A 17,802-nucleotide genomic window follows, 5' to 3' on the forward strand; every position below is an offset into this window, starting at 1 on the left:
CCGAATTCGGGAAAACCACGCCCACCAGCATACCTTGCCGGGCTAACCCTCTGTCCCAACCAGAGATTCGATGGAATCCGGCAGCAGCTCCGCGCTCAATTCTGTCTGTAGTTCCCGGACCAGTGGGTCAGCATGCAGTGCCTCACGGGCTGCGGCCACACGGGTTTCCCGGGTAGCGGCTGCCAGGCGTGCGGGGGTATTGCCCCCTATCTGTCCCACCTGAATCTGCACTACAACCGGCTGCTGGAAAAAATCTCCGAGCAGATCCCCCAGGCGTCGCTGGTGCACCTCGTCGTAGAGACTGCTGTAGGATTCATCCAGGGTAAAAGAGAGTATATGGTCCCGCAGGCCCACAAGCTCGAGATGCTGGGCGATGGAGTGCAGTATGCCGCTGATTCCCAACTGCCGGTATAAGACCGGCCAACTGCCCGGTGTCAGAGCATCGAGATGGGCCTTGGGTGCATCTGCACTGGTCCCGGGTACCTGTTGCCGCTGTGGTGCAGGCGATGACTCCACCTCTGCTACCCTCTGGCGCAGTTCTGCCAAAACGGTTTCCTGCGGAGCCTGCGCCGCGGGCGTCGAGGCCTGCTCTCCCGGTGCGTCCTCCTGCCGCCCCCTTTTGTCCCCCGTTCCCCCCAACGACCCCAGACTGGGACCCACGCACCTCAACTTCAGGCCGGGAGAGGGGCCCCTGTACAGTTTCCGGCGCCAGGTGACGATTTGGATCGCCCTGTTCGCCCTTATCCGACAATTCGGGGTTGATAGTGGCCGCCACACCGGATTGCTGCGATACTACATCAGGCTTTTTTCCCCCAGGCACCCCCTGCTCATCAACCGGTGACTCACCTTGTACAATGTGGGCCTGCGTCCCCCCGGAAGCGTCGGGCAAAGCAACCCGGGGAATATCCGCCACGCCCTGTGGGCGGAATGCCAGCATACGCAGCAGAGCCATCTCAAAACCACTGCGCGGGTTCGGCGCAAAGGGCAAATCGCGCCGGGCGAGCAGAGCCATCTGGTAAAAGAGCTGTATATTTTCCGGCGCTAGACGCCTTGCAAGCGCTCTCAGCTGCTCTCCGTTCCCTTGGGCGTTACCCACCGACTGGGGCAATACCTGGGCAACCGCTAGGCGATGCAGTGTATCGGCAAGTTCAGCCAGAGCGGCACTGTAGTCCGGAGCCTGTTGGGCAAGCTCTCCTACAGTAGTAAACAACGCAGTGGCATCCTCGTCAGCCAGGGCGCTTAACAGCCGCCATACAAGCCCGGTATCAATACTACCGAGCATGTCCCGCACTTCCGCCTCACTGATCTTGCCGCCACCGAAGGCGATCGCCTGATCGGTAAGGCTCATGCCATCGCGCATACTGCCATCGGCAGCACGCCCCAGATGCCAGAGCGCTTCCATTTCAAAGGGCACCCTTTCCTGCTCCAGGACGAACCGCAGATGCTCGACAATCCGCTCCGGGCTCATATTCTTCAAGTTGAACTGCAGGCAGCGGGACAATACGGTTACCGGGAGCTTTTGCGGATCTGTTGTAGCCAATAGAAACTTAACATGGGGTGGCGGCTCTTCCAGGGTTTTCAACAGGGCGTTAAAGGAGCTGTTTGACAGCATGTGCACTTCGTCGATCAGATAGACCTTGTAGCGCCCTGTGGTCGGAGCGTACTGGACGTTTTCCAGTAGCTCACGAGTATCCTCCACCTTGGTGCGCGACGCAGCATCTACTTCGATCAGGTCGACAAAACGGCCATCAGCAATCTCTGTACAGGCATTGCAGTGTCCACAGGGCTCTGAGCTGACACCTTCTTCACAGTTCAGACACTTGGCTAAAATCCGCGCTATGGTGGTCTTACCCACCCCCCGGGTACCGGCAAACAGATAGGCATGATGCAACCGGCCGCTGTCCAGAGCATTGATCAGGGCCTGGAGCACATGCTTTTGCCCTACCATTTCCCGAAACAACCGCGGACGCCATTTGCGCGCCAATACTTGATAGCTCATCCAGTCTCCGGTGCTCGACTCTCTCTGAAAATCATCTCTCACGCGCCACCGGCGCGGGCGCCATTATACCGGCATAGACGGCGACGCATAGCGGATACCGGACACCAGTCCAATTAGGCCTATCGCGCCACTCGTCGCCAAGCCAAGGCTTATGATATAACTGTGCGCCAGCTGGCACTTATAACAATCAGATCATAACTATTACGGCAAGCTTGGTACGGGGAACGCAACAGGTAATGAATAAGGCCAGGAAGCTTCTTCTGGAAAGGCTATTTGCCGATCACGGCCAAGCTCTGCTGCGCTTTGTAGCACGTATCGTGAAAAGCCCTGAGGACGCCGAAGACATCACCCAGCACGCTTACCTGCGCCTGCAAAAGCTCAGTGACGAGAAGGAACTGGATAATCCCCGGGCCTATCTCTACCAGATTGCCAACAACCTCGCAGTCGATCAGCTGCGCCGGGGCAAACTGCACGTCGATTATATTAGCCAGCAGCTTCCCGTGGATGGCGGGTCCGACAGCGCTGAGCATATCGACCACCAGTCCCCGGAGCGAGTGCTCGCCGCTCGCCAGCAACTTCAGTCCATCTACGAAACCATGGACAAGCTGCCAGTCAAGTGCCGCCAGGCATTTCTTTTGCACAGAGCCCGCGGACTATCGTACAGTGAGATTGCCCGGGAAATGAACATTTCCGTGAGCAGTGTTGAAAAATATATCCTGCAGGCTCTCAAAGCCTGCCGGCGAAAGGTTGTTTGGAACCCCTATTGACACAGCAACCATAACGGGCTCTAACGACAGCCATTGCCACCCTTGTACAACTGACGCGATAGCTGGGACGGCTTGTATAAAAGGTCCCGTATCGACCTGAGGCCAGTGGCAGTGACGTCTCCGGAAGCCACCGTAACCGGATATCCCACCGGGTTGTAGGGCTGATCGCCAGTGTCTTCTTCAAATTTAGTTGAGGGAGGCATCTACTCGGCCGTCTTAGCATTCAGGGATGGCGCTCGTCATTGGAGGCCAGGGAAATAGATCAGTCTCAGCGCGAACGCGGTGAAAATTACCTGCTGTCAACTGTGATGAAAGTAGTAAAAAGTTTTACACAAGCAGCACATGTATTGTTAACGTCTCACAAATTGGGATAATTCGTGTAAGACACACTCAGTTTAACTGCCGACATCCCAGTTAAACAACAGACTCAAGGCACTGGAGTAAGCATGAATACCAACGCACGGCAGGTAACCTGCGAAGAGAGCCTGGATCAGGCTTGCGCTTGGGTTGCGCGTTTACGCTCTGACGCCATGAGCCCTAAAGAAAAGCGCGACTTTGCGGCATGGTTATCTATGTCTGAGAAAAACCGCTGCGCCTTCCAGGACATAACAGCGTTGTGGGGCGATCTCGGCGCTCTTTCCTATATGCCATTAGATCAGCTCCTCCCCGAAAGCGAACTCTCTGCAACCAGGCGCGAGTTCGCAAAAGTAAGTCCCTCCATGGAGACAACTGCCAACAAAGTGCCCAAACGTGGCGTTTGGGACTTGCCCCAGTGGATCCTGAGCGGAGGACTGGCAACCTGCACTGTATTATTTGCGGCCTGGATCGGTTTTCAGTGGATGGCCTCGGAGAAGCCCAATGCACTAATCTTTATCACCCAAACCGGTGAAATTCGCACCGTTAACCTTAGCGATGGCTCTGAAATAAAGCTGAATTCCAATAGCGAACTGCACGTAAACTACAGCCGTGAGGAAAGGCGCACCCAGCTGGTTCGCGGCGAGGCCTTCTTCGAAGTTGCCAGACAGACTGCCCGCCCATTTTCTGTTGCTGCCGGTAGTGCCAAAATCCGCGTACTTGGAACAGAGTTTAATGTTGAACTCAATCCGAAAAGCACCCGGGTATCTGTTACTGAGGGAACGGTTTCTGTGAGCGAGGCGGATAGCGCTCCAGGCCTCGCACCAGAATCCGTTAAATTGGGCAAAAACCAAAAGGTCAGCGTCTTCAAGCGCGGCTTGAGCGATGTCCGCCGCACCTCTTTAGAGGAGGCGAAAGATTGGACTCGTGGCCTCCTGGTTTTCGAAAAAACCCCACTAAAGGAGGCCCTGCTGGAACTGAATCGCTATCTCAAGGTACCAGCAGTTGCCACCCCACAAGTGGAAGGGCGACTGGTATCCGGCACCTTCGCCGTATCCGACCCGGACAACACCCTGGAAGCCATAGCAACTGTGTTACATCTGCAGCAGGATCGCAGTAATTCCAACCTGACTATCTTGTCTCCCAAGCACAAGTAGGTTATAACCACCCCCTGGCGGTTATTTATTGTGCGCGCTTCAATGTTCTGCTCATAAATCCACAATAGCAATAAAAGTATCCGGGGATATTTCGGCTCCGGACCTGTAAAAATGCGCATACTTTTGACAGTAAAGTACTGGGCCTTACTCACTTTAGCGCTCCTGTTGCCCTCTTTTGGGACAGCCGCCGCCCTGTGTCCCAGGCCCAGCATTCAACTGCCCGCGGGCACCCTGTCCCAAGCCCTTATATTCTTGGGACAGCAGTGTAATATTTCGGTGTTGGTGGAGGCTTCCGCTGCCTCTCATTATGTACTAGCGGAGCAGACCCTGCGCAGTGACAACGGTCAATTTGAGGCTGCCTTGCAGCAGTTGTTATTCGAATTACCGTTCAAATACGAGCGTATAAGCCCGACCTCTGTCGCTGTCATCACAGCCGATAAGAGAAAACACTCCGCAGTAAAACCCAGCATCCACTCGACTGAGGAGGTCACTGTTACTGGGCAGCGTCTCACCGGCAGTCATTTACATCACTCCCATCTGGATGGGTATCTGCCTGTCGACGCACTCACCAGCAAGCAATTGGAGATGACAGGGGCTCAAACAGTCGCCGACTTGCTAAAATTCCTGCCAGCAATCTCTGGCAACTTCACCAGCACCTCGGTCAGCCAAGAGGGAGACGGCACGGCAACTGTCTCCTTGCGCGGTCTACCCGCCAGTAATACGCTCGTCCTTTTAAACGGTCGACGTATTATCAGTGACGGATTTAAAGGGGAGGCCACGGATCTTAACTCCATACCTTTGCCTATGGTTAAACGGATAGAAATTCTGAAGGATGGGGCGTTTGCAATTTACGGCTCAGACGCAATTGCCGGCGTAGTAAACATTATCTTACAACGCGATTTTGAAGGTCTAAAAACGAGTAGTTACTACGGCCAGTCCCAAGAGAACGACCGGCAAACGAAATCCCATCACTTAACCTGGGGGTGGCAGGGGGACAGAAGTCACTTACTGTTAAGCTTGGCTCAATACCAGCAAGAGGCGGTGATGAGCCGCGATCGCAGTGTCTCCGATTCAGCCGATAGCCGCCCCAACGGTGGCCTGGATCAGCGCTCATCAGCAATTCCCGGAGGATTTATTGCACTGAGTGATAGCACTGTCATTACTAATACCATAACAGGGGACTACCAAGACTGGATTAGCGAAGATCGCTTTAACTACAGCGAGTTTACTTCAGCCATAGCGCCTTTGGATAACAACTCCCTGTACCTCACAGGAGATGTTGATATAGGAGATAATGCGTTTCTATTTGCTGAAATTATGGGAGTTCACACCCTGGCAGAGTCCATAATGGCACCCACCCCGGTATTCACCCGCTTCGATAACGACAACTTCACCATTACCTCTGAAAATATCTACAACGCCTTTAGCCAAGACATCACGGATTTACGAAGACGATTGGTAGAAATTGGGCCGCGCAAACAAACCAATCGGATTACTACCTGGCGATTCAATTCCGGACTCAAGGGGCTTTGGCAGGACTGGCAATGGGAATTGGGCGCGGCCTATCAATACACAGAAAAAACTGAGACACTCAGTAACCTGGTTGATCCATCGGCCCTTGCTCTGGGTCTAAAAGGGCCAGACCAGTGCAATCCGGATGTAGGCTGCATTGCTGTCAATCTCCTCGGCCCCAGCGGCAGCATTAGCACTGAGCAACAGGATTTTATACGCGGAGATAGTGTCAACAACAGCGACTCACAAATGACTTCGGTCACCCTCGTTGCCGATGGTACCCTTGCGCACTTGACATCCGGGAAAATAGGCGCAGCCGCAGGAATTGAACTTCGACGAGAAGCAATAGACTCCCTGTCAGATAGCAGCGAGGCGGTGTCTTTTATCGGAGGCCATGCTCCCGGCACTACAAAAGGCTCGCGCATTATTAGAGAGGCATTTACCGAAGTCTCTATTCCATTAACTGAACAACTTTGGCTGGATGGTGCTTTGCGCCTGTCGCACTACAATGACTTCGGCAGTACCAGCAATCCCAAACTGGCACTGCGCTGGAAACCGTTTTCCGCTCTGATGATACGGGGGAGCTTTGCAACTGGATTTAGAGCCCCAACCCTCACAGATGTTAAACAGCAAAGCTACCTAAGCCAGGTAACGATCATTGATCCCTGTTCATACAATCCCCCCGACTCCCTTCCAGGCTGCACAAAACAAGCCGACAGCTCACTGATTGAGCACCTGACCGAATTTGGAGGCAACCCGAATCTGAAGCCGGAAATATCGAAAAATCTATCTTTGGGTATTACATGGACCCCCGCCTCTCTCAAGGGGTTGAAGGCAACTTTCGATTTATACGATATCCAGCAAGAAAACGTCATTGGGTCCGACCCTAAGCTTCTTGTTGAACAAAATGCCCGCTCAGGCTTATTCGATGACAAGGTGATTAGAGATGAAAACGGCGATATCAGCAGGATCTTTGCCACCCGGCTAAATCAGGGAAACCGTGAGGTGCAGGGGTATGACATAGCTCTGCGCTATAATGCACAACCCGGGCATGCAGGCCATTTTCGCCTCGCATTTAATATCAGTCATATACTGCATCACCTCAAACAAGTCACACCCGAATCACAAAAAGAAGACCTTTCCGGCACCTTTGTCGGAGGTACGAGTGGCGAGGCTGGATCTCTCCCTAAATGGAAAGCAAATGCTGGTATCTACTGGAACAAAGGCCCCTGGGAAGCTGCCTATACCATGCACTATGTAGGTCCATTGGAAGAAACATTTACTCAAGGCAGGTCCCTCACCTCACGAGATATTGAGGACTGGTCCACCCACGATCTTCAATTTGCGGTCACCCCCCACAAAAAACTGCGACTTGCCATAGGGGTCAACAACCTGCTAAACCAGTCCCCCCCATTAGCGGCCACTGCCACTCACCATAATTACGATTATCGGACCTACGACATTACCGGCCGCTTCTGGTATGGCAGTTTCTCTCTCAAACTGTGATCTGAAAACCCATTTATTGTCCACTGCTGTCATCTCCATACCAATGCTCAATATGGCACCAATAAGCACTTTCACCGAACTGCTCAGTAAAGAACCAATCCCGTCACTGAGCTGAGGTAAGACCAGGACAGAGGTACAAAACACACATTCAGCGATTCCTGCAAGACATTGCCTGAGCATCTCTGAGTTACGCAATCGGTTTAGAGATACTTGTGTGTTGCCTATCAGATCACCCGGCCATTTTTTAAATCTGTGTCACCCTCAGCCTACACTCTAAATAACCCCCCAAGCTCCGTAGTTTATTTCAGGACAATCGGCTATTAGAGAGGCCAATACTTCAACCAGCAGGCTCCGTCCTGGGGATTAAAAATCACCTGCTCCGCTGATGCCGAACAAACCTGTAAGAGAACACTTCAAAACGGACAATCGGGCGACGATCCATTCACAGGAAGGAAAAATATGCGGCTAATCACACTGATATTGGCGCTCAGCACATCCTTTACATTTTGGCTGGAGGATACAAATGCTCTGTTAGCGGATACGGATTCAGGGATACTGGAAGATGCAATCCATGGATTCTACATAGACCGCACAGTAACGCAAACCGGACAGGACTTTGTTCGCTATATCAGCGAGTACAGAAATCTCAATTATCCAGATGCCACTTACATGCTGACGATCTACGAGCGCCCCTCATCTCTGTGGGGAAATCTCATCTGGGTAACCTATAACGGCAGAATTATATTCAGACGATTCATTATTCCAAGCACAAGCGGCATATACCCCCTGGCCATTGAGGCTGCTCAATATATCCACGAAACCATACTGCAGGAGCGTATCCGAAGCCCACTCATCCACAAAACATTGATTCCAGTGCACAGGGATACATTCATTCCCATCCCGGAAGAAAACCACCGCCTTCTTCATTCGTGAATCTACGTCCCTGCTTATTGTTTACCCGGCAATCGACTGGATCGTCAAGTTAATAGTGCGGTCTATAGCTGAGGACAAATGGAGAGTAGGGTCCCGCACACCATTCACCAGTATCCAATTGATAGCAATGCAATTGCGCACGACTACAGTTATCCAGCGCCCCCATGTAGGGATCTCCAGCCAGGCAAAATCGGGGAAAGGCCGTAATTTCATCCGGTGGCACCGGGCTGCGCTTGTAGGTGTAGTACATTGGGTCACCACACAGATCCTGCCAAAAGCCGTCGGCACAGCCGCCTAGCAGATGTGCCGCGATCAGCACCAGTACAACTCTACTCGTCATAGGAAATACAGCGCCTGCCGCCGGAAATATCATAGCAGCGAGCACTGGGGGGGCAAATCGAACCCGGTGCCAGCTCCTCGGAATCACCGGGGCAACCAGAAGGCTTGGTTTCGCGCACAGGCGGCGGCGCAGGTACATGAGAAGAGGGGTAGGGGCGGTATTCAGCATGTCGTGGTATTGGCGAGCTGTGAGGGTACACGACCTGATTGCGAGAATTGGGTGTCCCGCAGGCTGTCAATAACAGGCTCATAAAGAGCGCGAAAATAACTATCGGGGAGTTTTGCATGGGTATTTCTCCGTATCGGTACCTCGCGAAGCGGTCATCACGTACTTCGGTTAAAGATCGGGTTATGCTCCCATATTCAGGCGCACTGCATTTCCACAAACACTAATAAACCCTCATAATCGGAAAGAACCAGGTCACGGAGTTATACATGCTGTCGGCACACTCCGTTACGCATTGGAAACTGGCCGGTGAGGGTTGCAGATATTTGGAATCATAACTGCCCATTTCGGCAAAGCTGGTACTCTGTCCATCAGTGCCTGTCTCGAAATAAAATGGGTCTTCACCCTCCACATCTTCAGCAGGCACAAACAAGCAACCCTGCATCACCAACACCAACAGGAACGGTAAGGCGAACCTCCCTGAAAGTCTCATGATTCGACTCCCCCACAGTTTCAGTGTTGCGCTAATAGCTGTCTTTATAGAGTCTAGCTGCGGGAGATTCGCGAGTAATTGACGCCGAGGCATTTATACGCATAATTCATTTTTATGTTGCTTTTAGCGTCATTGGTTCACAGTGAAAACTGTGGACCAGGATGAAACCCAAATAAGTAAATGGCGCCAAGAGTCAATACTTACTCATTGGACCTCGACACTTTTCGATCTTGGTGAAAAACCTCCGAGTCAGGCTGATCTACAGTATCCGGCTTGTATTATCCCGTGGTCCTTCATCCTTTTCGAGATACTTTTCCTGGTCAAATCGCGATTGGTCTAAAAAAACCGGCAAGTCGCTCAAGGCCATTAACCGCCATGTTGAAAAATGCCCAGGCATATGTGCGGGTAACAGTGTTGAGGCCTCACCCAGCCCAGAGCGACAAAGATTCGAAAACAATCAACCTTCCCACCCACTGCGACGGTTACATCTCCCAGCAGCAGACTGTGAGCCGCCCTCTTTATCATCTGCTGGCACAGAGAGCGTTGGCCCCCATTATTCGGCCCTGCGGAAATCCAGCATTCTCTGCAGCGCAATCATCGCCTTGCGCCTCAATTCTTCGTCCACAAAGATTTCATTGGCGCCCAGCTCCAAAATCTCACACAGATTCTCCAGCGAGTTCATTGCCATCCATGGGCAGTTGGCACAGCTGCGACAGGTGGCGCCAGCACCGGCAGTTGGAGCAATTATCAGCTCTTTATCCGGACATTCTCGCTGCATTTTGTAAAAAATGCCCTGGTCAGTCGCTACAATAAAGCGCTTCTCTGCGCGGGTTTTAGCAGCATTGATGATCTGCGAAGTGGAACCCACAACATCAGCCAGCGCAACCACCGGTGCCGGTGATTCAGGATGTACCAGTACTGCCGCATCTGGATATAAAGCTTTAAGATCCCTCACCCCCTTTGCTTTGAATTCCTCATGCACGATACAGGCGCCATCCCACAGCAACACATCCGCGCCAGTCTCACGCCGCACATAGCTCCCCAAGTGTTTGTCCGGAGCCCACAGGATTTTCTCACCCTTGGCGTCCAGATAATCCACCACATCGAGAGCGATACTGGAAGTTACCACCCAGTCGGCACGGGCCTTCACCGCCGCAGATGTGTTGGCATAAACCACTACTGTGCGATCGGGGTGCTGATCGCAAAATGCCGAGAAGGCCTCTGAAGGGCAACCCAAGTCCAGGGAACAGGTAGCCTCCAAAGTGGGCATCAGTACACGTTTGCTAGGGGTTAGTATCTTGGCAGTCTCCCCCATAAACTTAACCCCGGCGACCACCAGCGTATCGGCCGAATGTCGGGCACCAAAACGAGCCATCTCCAGGGAGTCCGAGACACAGCCACCGGTCTCTTCGGCCAGTGCCTGAATCAAGGGGTCGGTATAATAATGCGCCACCAGCACAGCATTTTGCGCTTTCAGCAAGCATTTGATACGTTCACGCCAAATCCGCAATGCCTCTTCACCATACTGGGACACAACTGACCCCACCGAATGGGCCTCTACCAAGGAGGGGGCATCAAGCGTGCCTGCGACATCGGACTTATGAGTCATTGCTAGCCACCATCAGGGAAAAGGGCGCATTATAGCGCAATGGAAGGCCACCCAAATGGGTTGACTGCACCCTCAGGATCTGGCTGGAAACTGGCAACATAGTTCAGCTGCTCTATGCCCACAATACCAAAATGAGTTCCATAGGGTGATTCTGGTGTGAGAATACGCGAGGACCCGACCAGCCGCTGTTCTCAGCCTTCATCTTCTTGAACAGGCAACCTAGACTCTGGCTTGCGCAACTGGGCCGGACACTCATTGAGCATCAGCGGATAGGGTCCCGACATATTGCGTTTGGCGAAGGGGAACTACTGCAAGGGCGCTTTGACCAGTCCAGTTATATGGGGCGTAAACTGATCCAAGTAGAGCCCAGAATCTGTTGTTCTGGCCAGAAGAGTGACAACTGATGGGCAGGGTAGACTAGCAAATGACCTCCATCACCGACCAGGATGGCGGCAGACTTCACTGCAACGATTCCGGGATATCGATCCCGACCCGCACAACCAAGTGACTATTGTCGCGAACATCGCAATTGACGCTGCCGGCATAGAGTAGTGCAGCCAAGGCACAGGCTATTGAGCCCAATGTCGACACCATTACCACTACCTGCACGGATATCCCCGCTGTATCGGCGAGCACAAGCCTCTGATCACCGCTTTGGAGAAACGTTGTAATCACTACCTCACCGCCACGCACCAAGGAGTCTATACCTTGGCAGATGGCATTTTCCATCAGAGACGGCAGAGATTTGTTTTCGGGACCTGGTTATTTTCGATATCAGTGCGGTATTCCATCCGTCTCCACATACGAATCACCCGAATTTCGAAGTAACTGTACAGAGTTTCCATTTCCTTCAGCGGCACTTGTTCTGCGCAGGGCAGTGCCTAGTAGAATTGAAAAGTTGAGAAGGGCTTTGTCGACCACACTCAGACCGTCCGCTACCGGGCCTATCACAGTGGAAAGCAAGCAGAAAAGCAGTGAGATCTGATCAGGATCTGCAACCGCCTACGTTCAGTGAGCAGAATTCCTGTTGCTAGCACGACTGCAGACCTTTGACATGCCATCTGCAACTGATTGACACGCCTGATCCCCGTAATAGTTATTGGAGTAGTTGCAATCCACACAAGGGATTTGATGATATTTGGCCCCTCTGAAAAGCTTATCTATCAATGCGATAATAGTTTTCATATTTCCCTCCCGTGCTCTGATTAACCGACAGACTAACGCAGTAGAGGAAATGTAATAAAATAGTCTTTTTCACTAAGCTTCATAGCCTGGTCCTATGGAGTTACTTCTGCACTTATTCCGGCCGTAGTACCGCTGGATTTTTTAGCCAGGAAAAGGAAATAGAACTGTGAATACGGTACTGTGCCTGCTCAAAAATACCAACGCAAAGAGCTGCACTAATAGGCATGGTAACGTGGACAACAGCTCCCGAAATGTCTTGGTTTAAACTTCTGGTTTGTTAGTAGTTCATAGGCCCTACAAGATAAAAAAGCCCCGGGATTGCCAGGGCTTTCGTCAGTATACAGGTTCAACAACACTGAGGGTTAATTATTAACCGGCAAACGCCATCCTCAGTTATTGGAATTTTTCAAACTTAACGCCACACTCCCCACTGCCCGGTTGTGCCTGGCTCTTCACCTCTTGTCCACCACCCTGCTGTCCATGTTTTTCCATTGTGAGTCACCACATCACCGGCAGTATAGACCTGGCTCCTATCCCACTTTTGAACCGTGGGATCTGTGGGGTCTGTGGGGTCTGTGGGGTCTGTGGGGTCTGTGGGGTCTGTGGGGTCTGTGGGGTCTGTGGGGTCTGTTATAGTTGATGGTTCTACGACAAACGAATACACCTCTTCATCAATGGCAGCGTCGCTACTGATCGTCAATCTAAAGGTTAATTCCTGACGTATATTCGGCAGGCTTGACGTGTCGATGATTAAGGCATTATCAGGACCGGCCGAAGTTTGCACCTGGCTGCCACTGACTTGTGACCATTGTGCATGCGTGATATCACCTTTGCTTTCCCCTTGTGTAAGCACCATATAGTCCCCGTGCCTCACTTTTGCATTAACAGGGGGCGTTAACACTCTGGGGGTAATCACCGCCATTAATTCGCTCCCATTATCGATAATGGTGAATTGACCGGAAGCTCTCGGATCCTTTGAGTTAAAATAATTTCCATGCAAATCATTTCGGAAATACATGTAATGATTCATTTCTTCATGCCAGCGGCCAATAAAAACGTTTCCATTATGATTGGATTCATACCAGCCGGTAACTTGAGAAGCCAAGAGTCTGTCCCAATCATTTTTGTTGCCCTCTGTGATGGACAATGAAAATGAGGAGTGCTCTTCACCATTTTTATTGAACACCGTATACTTGACTGTATCGCCAACACTCACTGAGCTTAAATTAATTTCTTGCGGAATAAACGTATTACCCTGAACAAGGTACGGTTGCGTTGTACCTGGATCGGGTTCTTCGGGCGGATCAACATCATTATTTGTAATGGTAATATCGCTACAGTTATAGAAACCTTCACCAACTGGATCTACGCGCTGCCAGCGCACAAATAAAACAGCATTTCCCACCCTGTCTTCGGGAATTGTGACATTCATACGATATTTACCGTTAGCAACCGGCACATTGCCCACTTCTTGAATAAGATCAAGATCATTCCAAGCTAGTGGCTTTGATAAATTCGCATTGGGCTTGGTTAAGTAAAACTGCCAAAATGAAGGATTATGCGGCGCTGTTGCATTGAAAACGTACTCAAAGGTACCAGCCTTGATCTCGGCACGACTCCAGGCGTCCGTTCCCGCACCCATACCTCTTTTTTGGGGGTCATTGGCATAACATAAGGTGCCGTCAGGGACCGCTCTTCTTACAGAGGCAATGTTGTTATAGTCAGGGATATTAATGGAAAACTCATTGCGTTGTTGAAATGGATATGAGCCTGAAATGCTCTTAGCTAGAGCACACCCAGCATTTGGTGGCGTCCCGGACCAAATATTACCTTGTTCGTAGCAGATTTGTTGTCTGGCCTTGGGGTATTCGGACCAGCCATGGGCCTGTGTCTGCAGGCTATATGGCATCAACAATATTGATGCAATGGCAAACTTTGTTCTTAATAACATGAAATTACTCTTTATTAATCAATACTTTTTGGTGGGCCCACCGCCTGGGTCGCCACCTGAAAAATTTGAGACACGGCAACAGCTAAAATGTTCCCACATAAAGTTTTTGGCTGAAATATCCAGTAATCCAGAAACTCGTACAGCCTGATCAGCATTGTAAATTCAAGCTTCCAGCCGAATCTGTGAATTCGGTTGGTTTTTTGACATCTTTTCCTGAATTCATCACTAGAAGGTTCAGGAGGGCAACCTTTGGCAAATCAGAACACGGCTATGAACTGTAGATTGTTCCGCTCCCATTCCCTGTAATTTCAGACCTAAAGGTAAATGATACGTTCAAAATAATTTATGGCGGCATTCCATATCTTTCATCCACACCAATCAAAAGCCTCGGTTACCCCATTGGCGACTACCCCACTTTCGAAGCCGGATTAAGTCGCGTCTATCTCATTGATTTTCACGTGAATGATAAGATGAAGATTCTGAGCCATGGAAATTCATCCGATACCATTAAAAAAGGAATGCTGTAGGAGGAAAAGTCTTCCAAATCGGCGATTGTGTAAATGACATCAAACCCTAAAGGGCTACCTTAAGCGATTCCGGTAGATAATATTAATTTGGAAATTATAATAGAGGGTCACTGAAAAACAGGCTATCTCGACAGCTCCCCAATCAACCAATCAAGAAATATCCTAACATTTTTATTATTCCTATTTCGGTCTGGAATCACTGCATAATAAGTGAATCCATCAAAATGACACTTCACAGCAGAATTCTTGTAGGACACCAGCCAGTCGTTCTGGAGAGCATTCTGGACTAGTAAAGAGCTAACCAAAGCAATACCCTGGCCTGCAAGTGCTGCTTGTATTACATGATGCTCCTGGTCGAATTGACGAATGATGTTTTTTCGGCTGATATCCCCAAGCAGGCATTTCCAGCTAAATGAAGATAAAGACCGATTAATCCACTTGACCTCCAAAAGTTGCGCCTCATTTATCCCCGCAATCTTTGACAAATAATTCGGTGCAACATACATGCCTACAGATTCAGTAGTGAGCTTCGTTGAATTCTTTGTTGTTGGTTCATATTTTCCGTATCGAATCGCAATATCGATACGACGGTCACGCTCAATATCAACTACTTGTTCTCCTGTAATTATAGAAATGTCGATACCAGGGTTCTTTTGATAGAAGTGCTCTAGATTGGGAACCAGCCACGTGGCCGCAAAAGATGTGGTTGTACTAACAGTAAGTGTGCTTTTTGAACCAGAAATCTCATTGACTGTGGCCACAAGCTGCTCAAAGATTCGTGACGTCGTTGCCGCCAGCAGGCTTCCATCCGCCGTTAATAGCACAGCGCGAGTTTTACGTTCAAATAGCTGCGTGTTCAGCGCTTCCTCTAAGACTTTTATCTGGTGTGAAACCGCTGTAGGGGTAATGAAGAGCTCCTCAGCGGCTCTCTTAAAACTTCCCAGCTTTGCCGCTGCATCAAAGACTTTCAAAGAGTTGAGGGATGGGAGTTTCGGATACACAAATAGAGCCTTGCTATAGATGAATAATATTCATCTATAAGCAAAAAAAACTGAATTGTCAAGAGTGGTTGATAACTGCAACATAGAGCTATCTTCAGATGGTTGAAATGAGGTTTATCGAGTGAAAGCCCTGCTACATATTGATGCCAGTGCCCAGCAATTTGGCGGTAATCATGCTCCGAAAGCCCTTGAAAACATACCTCGGCATACCTCTATCTCAAAGGCAGTTGCCGCATCTTTTGTGAGACACTGGTCCCTGCAAAGACCCCAAGATAAAATCATCTATAGAGACATTGGCTTTAACCCACCCTGCCTTATCAGCCAAACGTGGATAACTGCCGCATTCACTCCAGAAGAGCAGCGCAGCGAGAATCAAAGGTCCTTACTGGCGCTGTCGGATACTTTGATTAACGAGCTTGATCGTGCGGATATCATTCTAATATCTTCCCCAATGTATAATTACGGCATGCCGGCGGCCCTTAAAGCCTGGTTTGACCAAGTGATACGTATAAACAAAACCTTCACCTTTGATTTGGCCCGTGGGGATCACCCCCTTGAGCCCATAATGTCGGGAAAGATTTTAGTTCTAATAACGTCCGCAGGAGAATTTGGCTTTGCAAAGGGTGGAATACGGGAAAAAATGAACCACTTGGGGCCTCATGTCAGAACATTGAGCCACTACCTGGGTGTTGAGCAAGTCTGTGAAATCAATGCGGAATTTCAGGAGTTTGGTGATGAACGACACCGCGATTCAGTTCGCCAAGCATTGTCTGAAAGTAAAACGCTTGCTTTAAAATTGGCTGGCAACCAGTAAACCACAATCACTTTCCGCAGGCTATGACTCCACTAAAAATTCATCTCATTGCGGTAGCCATCCGTCGACCGCACTGACCTGATATGCAGCCATTTGCCGAGCTGTATCGCCCGAACACCAACCTGGTCTGCCTCGGCACTATTCATATGCTGAACCACGGGAATATATGTGACCTTTCCCCTGCATTAGTACCATTCGCAGGATTAGATTCCGGTAAATTACGCCGCCTTTTGAGTAAACTCAACTGGCGGTATATAGCCGAGTGAGCTGTGCGGCCTCTCGCCACTGATCGATTTCCCAGCGAGCCTCTTCCAGTGTTCTGAGCCGGTGGCGATTCAAACACGCATTCCTAAACTTGCCGTTAAGACTTTCCACAAATGCATTCTGCGTTGGTTTTCCTGCCTGGATAAGGCCCAGACCAACACCAGATTTACGGCTCCAGAAGAATATCGCCTTGCTGGTAAACTCGGTGCCGTTGCCACACACAATCTTCGATGGTTTACCTCGCTGCTCGCAAAGCTGTTCCAGGAATCGGGCCACGCGCTGTCCACTAATGGATGTTGAGACCAGTTGACCCATCATCTCGCGAGAGAAGTCGTCAACGATGTTCAGTACACAAAAGCGACGGTCGCTGCTTAACTACTCCGATACAAAGTCCATGGACCATCGCTGATTCAGCTTCACGGGCACTTCCAGTGTCTGCCTTGGCCGTTGGAGCTTCTTCCGTTTCTTTGTGCGGACCTGAAGACCCTCTTCGGTGTAAATTCGATAGGTACGCTTCCTGTTGATTACCAGCCCTTCAGCTTTGAGCATGCCATGCAGCAGTAAATAGCCGTAGGCTGATTGCTCAACGACCAATTTCTTCAGTCGAGCCCGCAAGGCATGATCATTTGCAAATTTGGATTGGTATCGATAAGCGGTTCTGCTAATGCCTGCAAGCTGGCAGGCTAGTCGCTCACTAAGCTTATGCTCTGCAATCATGTGATGAGTAACCTGCTTTCTGCCAATGGACATCACCACTTTTTTGAGAGCATGTCCTTCATTGCTTCAACTTCGAGCAGCTTGTCAGCCAGAAGCCGCTTAAGCTGGCTGTTCTCGGCTTCTAGCTCCCGCAGCCGCTTAGCTTCATTGACCTCCAGGCCAGCGTAGTTGCTACATCATTTGTAGAAAGTACCCGTGGATATGCAGAGATTACGGCAGATATCATCAACTTTGGCACCCGCTTGGTGCTCCTTGATGGCGTTGATGACTTGTTCTTCTGTATAGCGCTTCTTCATTTGTGAGATCTCCATCCCGTTAGGTTGATTGGAAAACTCATCGAGGTCATGATGTTGATTTATGGGGAAAGGTCAAGTCCAGGGTGAAGAGGCTTAAAAAATTCTACGCCAACTTAACAGGAACTGGCTGGCAGGTGGCATCATTTATTCATTTTGCGACAGATGTCCCCAGTTTTTCCATGAAACATTAAACAGTTACGCGTCTGATTTTT

At 50.3% G+C, this 17,802-nt stretch carries 13 protein-coding genes and 1 pseudogene; 5 read left to right on the forward strand and 9 right to left on the reverse strand.

Translation table 11 applies throughout. The features are described 5' to 3' along the window. Positions 1 to 42: 42 nt before the first annotated feature. Positions 43 to 402: a DNA polymerase III subunit gamma/tau C-terminal domain-containing protein gene (locus M8T91_RS14690; protein WP_301414912.1), complete on the reverse strand. Its 360-nt coding sequence runs from the start codon at positions 400 to 402 to the stop codon at positions 43 to 45. Continuing rightward, entirely contained in the window at positions 314 to 1,999 is a 1,686-nt protein-coding gene (gene dnaX / locus M8T91_RS14695; protein WP_301414913.1) for a DNA polymerase III subunit gamma/tau, read from the reverse strand. The genes M8T91_RS14690 and dnaX overlap by 89 nt, the downstream gene beginning before the upstream one ends. A gap of 236 nt (positions 2,000 to 2,235) precedes the next feature. Here dnaX and M8T91_RS14700 point away from each other — a divergent pair, with 236 nt between their 5' ends. The 4 genes from M8T91_RS14700 to M8T91_RS14715 all read left to right on the forward strand — a co-directional run bounded on the left by M8T91_RS14700 (position 2,236) and on the right by M8T91_RS14715 (position 8,228). Beyond that, complete coding sequence (locus tag M8T91_RS14700; protein ID WP_301414914.1) at positions 2,236 to 2,766, forward strand: RNA polymerase sigma factor; 531 nt, start codon at positions 2,236 to 2,238, stop codon at positions 2,764 to 2,766. A gap of 446 nt (positions 2,767 to 3,212) precedes the next feature. Next, positions 3,213 to 4,277: a FecR family protein gene (locus tag M8T91_RS14705; RefSeq protein WP_301414915.1), complete on the forward strand. Its 1,065-nt coding sequence runs from the start codon at positions 3,213 to 3,215 to the stop codon at positions 4,275 to 4,277. A 111-nt stretch (positions 4,278 to 4,388) separates the two neighbouring features. Further along, positions 4,389 to 7,295 (forward strand): TonB-dependent receptor plug domain-containing protein, encoded by a 2,907-nt coding sequence (locus tag M8T91_RS14710; protein ID WP_301414916.1) that lies wholly within the window; start codon positions 4,389 to 4,391, stop codon positions 7,293 to 7,295. A 459-nt stretch (positions 7,296 to 7,754) separates the two neighbouring features. Next, complete coding sequence (locus M8T91_RS14715) at positions 7,755 to 8,228, forward strand: CsgE family curli-type amyloid fiber assembly protein (protein WP_301414917.1); 474 nt, start codon at positions 7,755 to 7,757, stop codon at positions 8,226 to 8,228. A 49-nt stretch (positions 8,229 to 8,277) separates the two neighbouring features. On the opposite strand, the gene M8T91_RS14720 is transcribed toward M8T91_RS14715, so the two are convergent. The 6 genes from M8T91_RS14720 to M8T91_RS14745 form a co-directional block, all read right to left on the reverse strand. After that, positions 8,278 to 8,568 (reverse strand): hypothetical protein, encoded by a 291-nt coding sequence (locus M8T91_RS14720; protein ID WP_301414918.1) that lies wholly within the window; start codon positions 8,566 to 8,568, stop codon positions 8,278 to 8,280. A 388-nt stretch (positions 8,569 to 8,956) separates the two neighbouring features. Beyond that, positions 8,957 to 9,226, reverse strand: coding sequence for a hypothetical protein (locus M8T91_RS14725; RefSeq protein WP_301414919.1), 270 nt, complete (start codon positions 9,224 to 9,226; stop codon positions 8,957 to 8,959). A gap of 553 nt (positions 9,227 to 9,779) precedes the next feature. After that, positions 9,780 to 10,835: a quinolinate synthase NadA gene (gene nadA, locus M8T91_RS14730; RefSeq protein ID WP_301414920.1), complete on the reverse strand. Its 1,056-nt coding sequence runs from the start codon at positions 10,833 to 10,835 to the stop codon at positions 9,780 to 9,782. Between the two features lie 459 nt (positions 10,836 to 11,294). Further along, entirely contained in the window at positions 11,295 to 11,510 is a 216-nt protein-coding gene (locus tag M8T91_RS14735) for a hypothetical protein (RefSeq protein WP_301414921.1), read from the reverse strand. A gap of 922 nt (positions 11,511 to 12,432) precedes the next feature. Continuing rightward, positions 12,433 to 13,971 (reverse strand): lytic polysaccharide monooxygenase, encoded by a 1,539-nt coding sequence (locus tag M8T91_RS14740; RefSeq protein WP_301414922.1) that lies wholly within the window; start codon positions 13,969 to 13,971, stop codon positions 12,433 to 12,435. A 649-nt stretch (positions 13,972 to 14,620) separates the two neighbouring features. Beyond that, positions 14,621 to 15,499, reverse strand: a complete 879-nt coding sequence (locus M8T91_RS14745; RefSeq protein ID WP_301414923.1) for a LysR substrate-binding domain-containing protein — start codon at positions 15,497 to 15,499, stop codon at positions 14,621 to 14,623. A 121-nt stretch (positions 15,500 to 15,620) separates the two neighbouring features. Here M8T91_RS14745 and M8T91_RS14750 point away from each other — a divergent pair, with 121 nt between their 5' ends. Then, on the forward strand, positions 15,621 to 16,313 hold the full coding sequence (locus M8T91_RS14750; protein ID WP_301414924.1) for an FMN-dependent NADH-azoreductase: 693 nt from the start codon (positions 15,621 to 15,623) through the stop codon (positions 16,311 to 16,313). A 218-nt stretch (positions 16,314 to 16,531) separates the two neighbouring features. Here M8T91_RS14750 and M8T91_RS14755 read toward each other — a convergent pair. Beyond that, positions 16,532 to 17,590 (reverse strand): annotated as a pseudogene (locus M8T91_RS14755) (IS3 family transposase). Positions 17,591 to 17,802: the final 212 nt, after the last annotated feature.

The sequence above is a fragment of the Microbulbifer sp. MI-G genome (assembly GCF_030440425.1).
Lineage (GTDB): Bacteria > Pseudomonadota > Gammaproteobacteria > Pseudomonadales > Cellvibrionaceae > Microbulbifer > Microbulbifer spongiae.

Bases quoted from the DNA above. Each gene is read 5' to 3' on its own strand.
- dnaX (WP_301414913.1), bottom strand. From the start codon at position 1,999: ATGAGCTATCAAGTATTGGCGCGCAAATGGCGTCCGCGGTTGTTTCGG.
- M8T91_RS14725 (WP_301414919.1), bottom strand. From the start codon at position 9,226: ATGAGACTTTCAGGGAGGTTCGCCTTACCGTTCCTGTTGGTGTTGGTG.
- M8T91_RS14700 (WP_301414914.1), top strand. From the start codon at position 2,236: ATGAATAAGGCCAGGAAGCTTCTTCTGGAAAGGCTATTTGCCGATCAC.
- M8T91_RS14705 (WP_301414915.1), top strand. From the start codon at position 3,213: ATGAATACCAACGCACGGCAGGTAACCTGCGAAGAGAGCCTGGATCAG.
- nadA (WP_301414920.1), bottom strand. From the start codon at position 10,835: ATGACTCATAAGTCCGATGTCGCAGGCACGCTTGATGCCCCCTCCTTG.
- M8T91_RS14740 (WP_301414922.1), bottom strand. From the start codon at position 13,971: ATGTTATTAAGAACAAAGTTTGCCATTGCATCAATATTGTTGATGCCA.
- M8T91_RS14720 (WP_301414918.1), bottom strand. From the start codon at position 8,568: ATGACGAGTAGAGTTGTACTGGTGCTGATCGCGGCACATCTGCTAGGC.
- M8T91_RS14715 (WP_301414917.1), top strand. From the start codon at position 7,755: ATGCGGCTAATCACACTGATATTGGCGCTCAGCACATCCTTTACATTT.
- M8T91_RS14710 (WP_301414916.1), top strand. From the start codon at position 4,389: ATGCGCATACTTTTGACAGTAAAGTACTGGGCCTTACTCACTTTAGCG.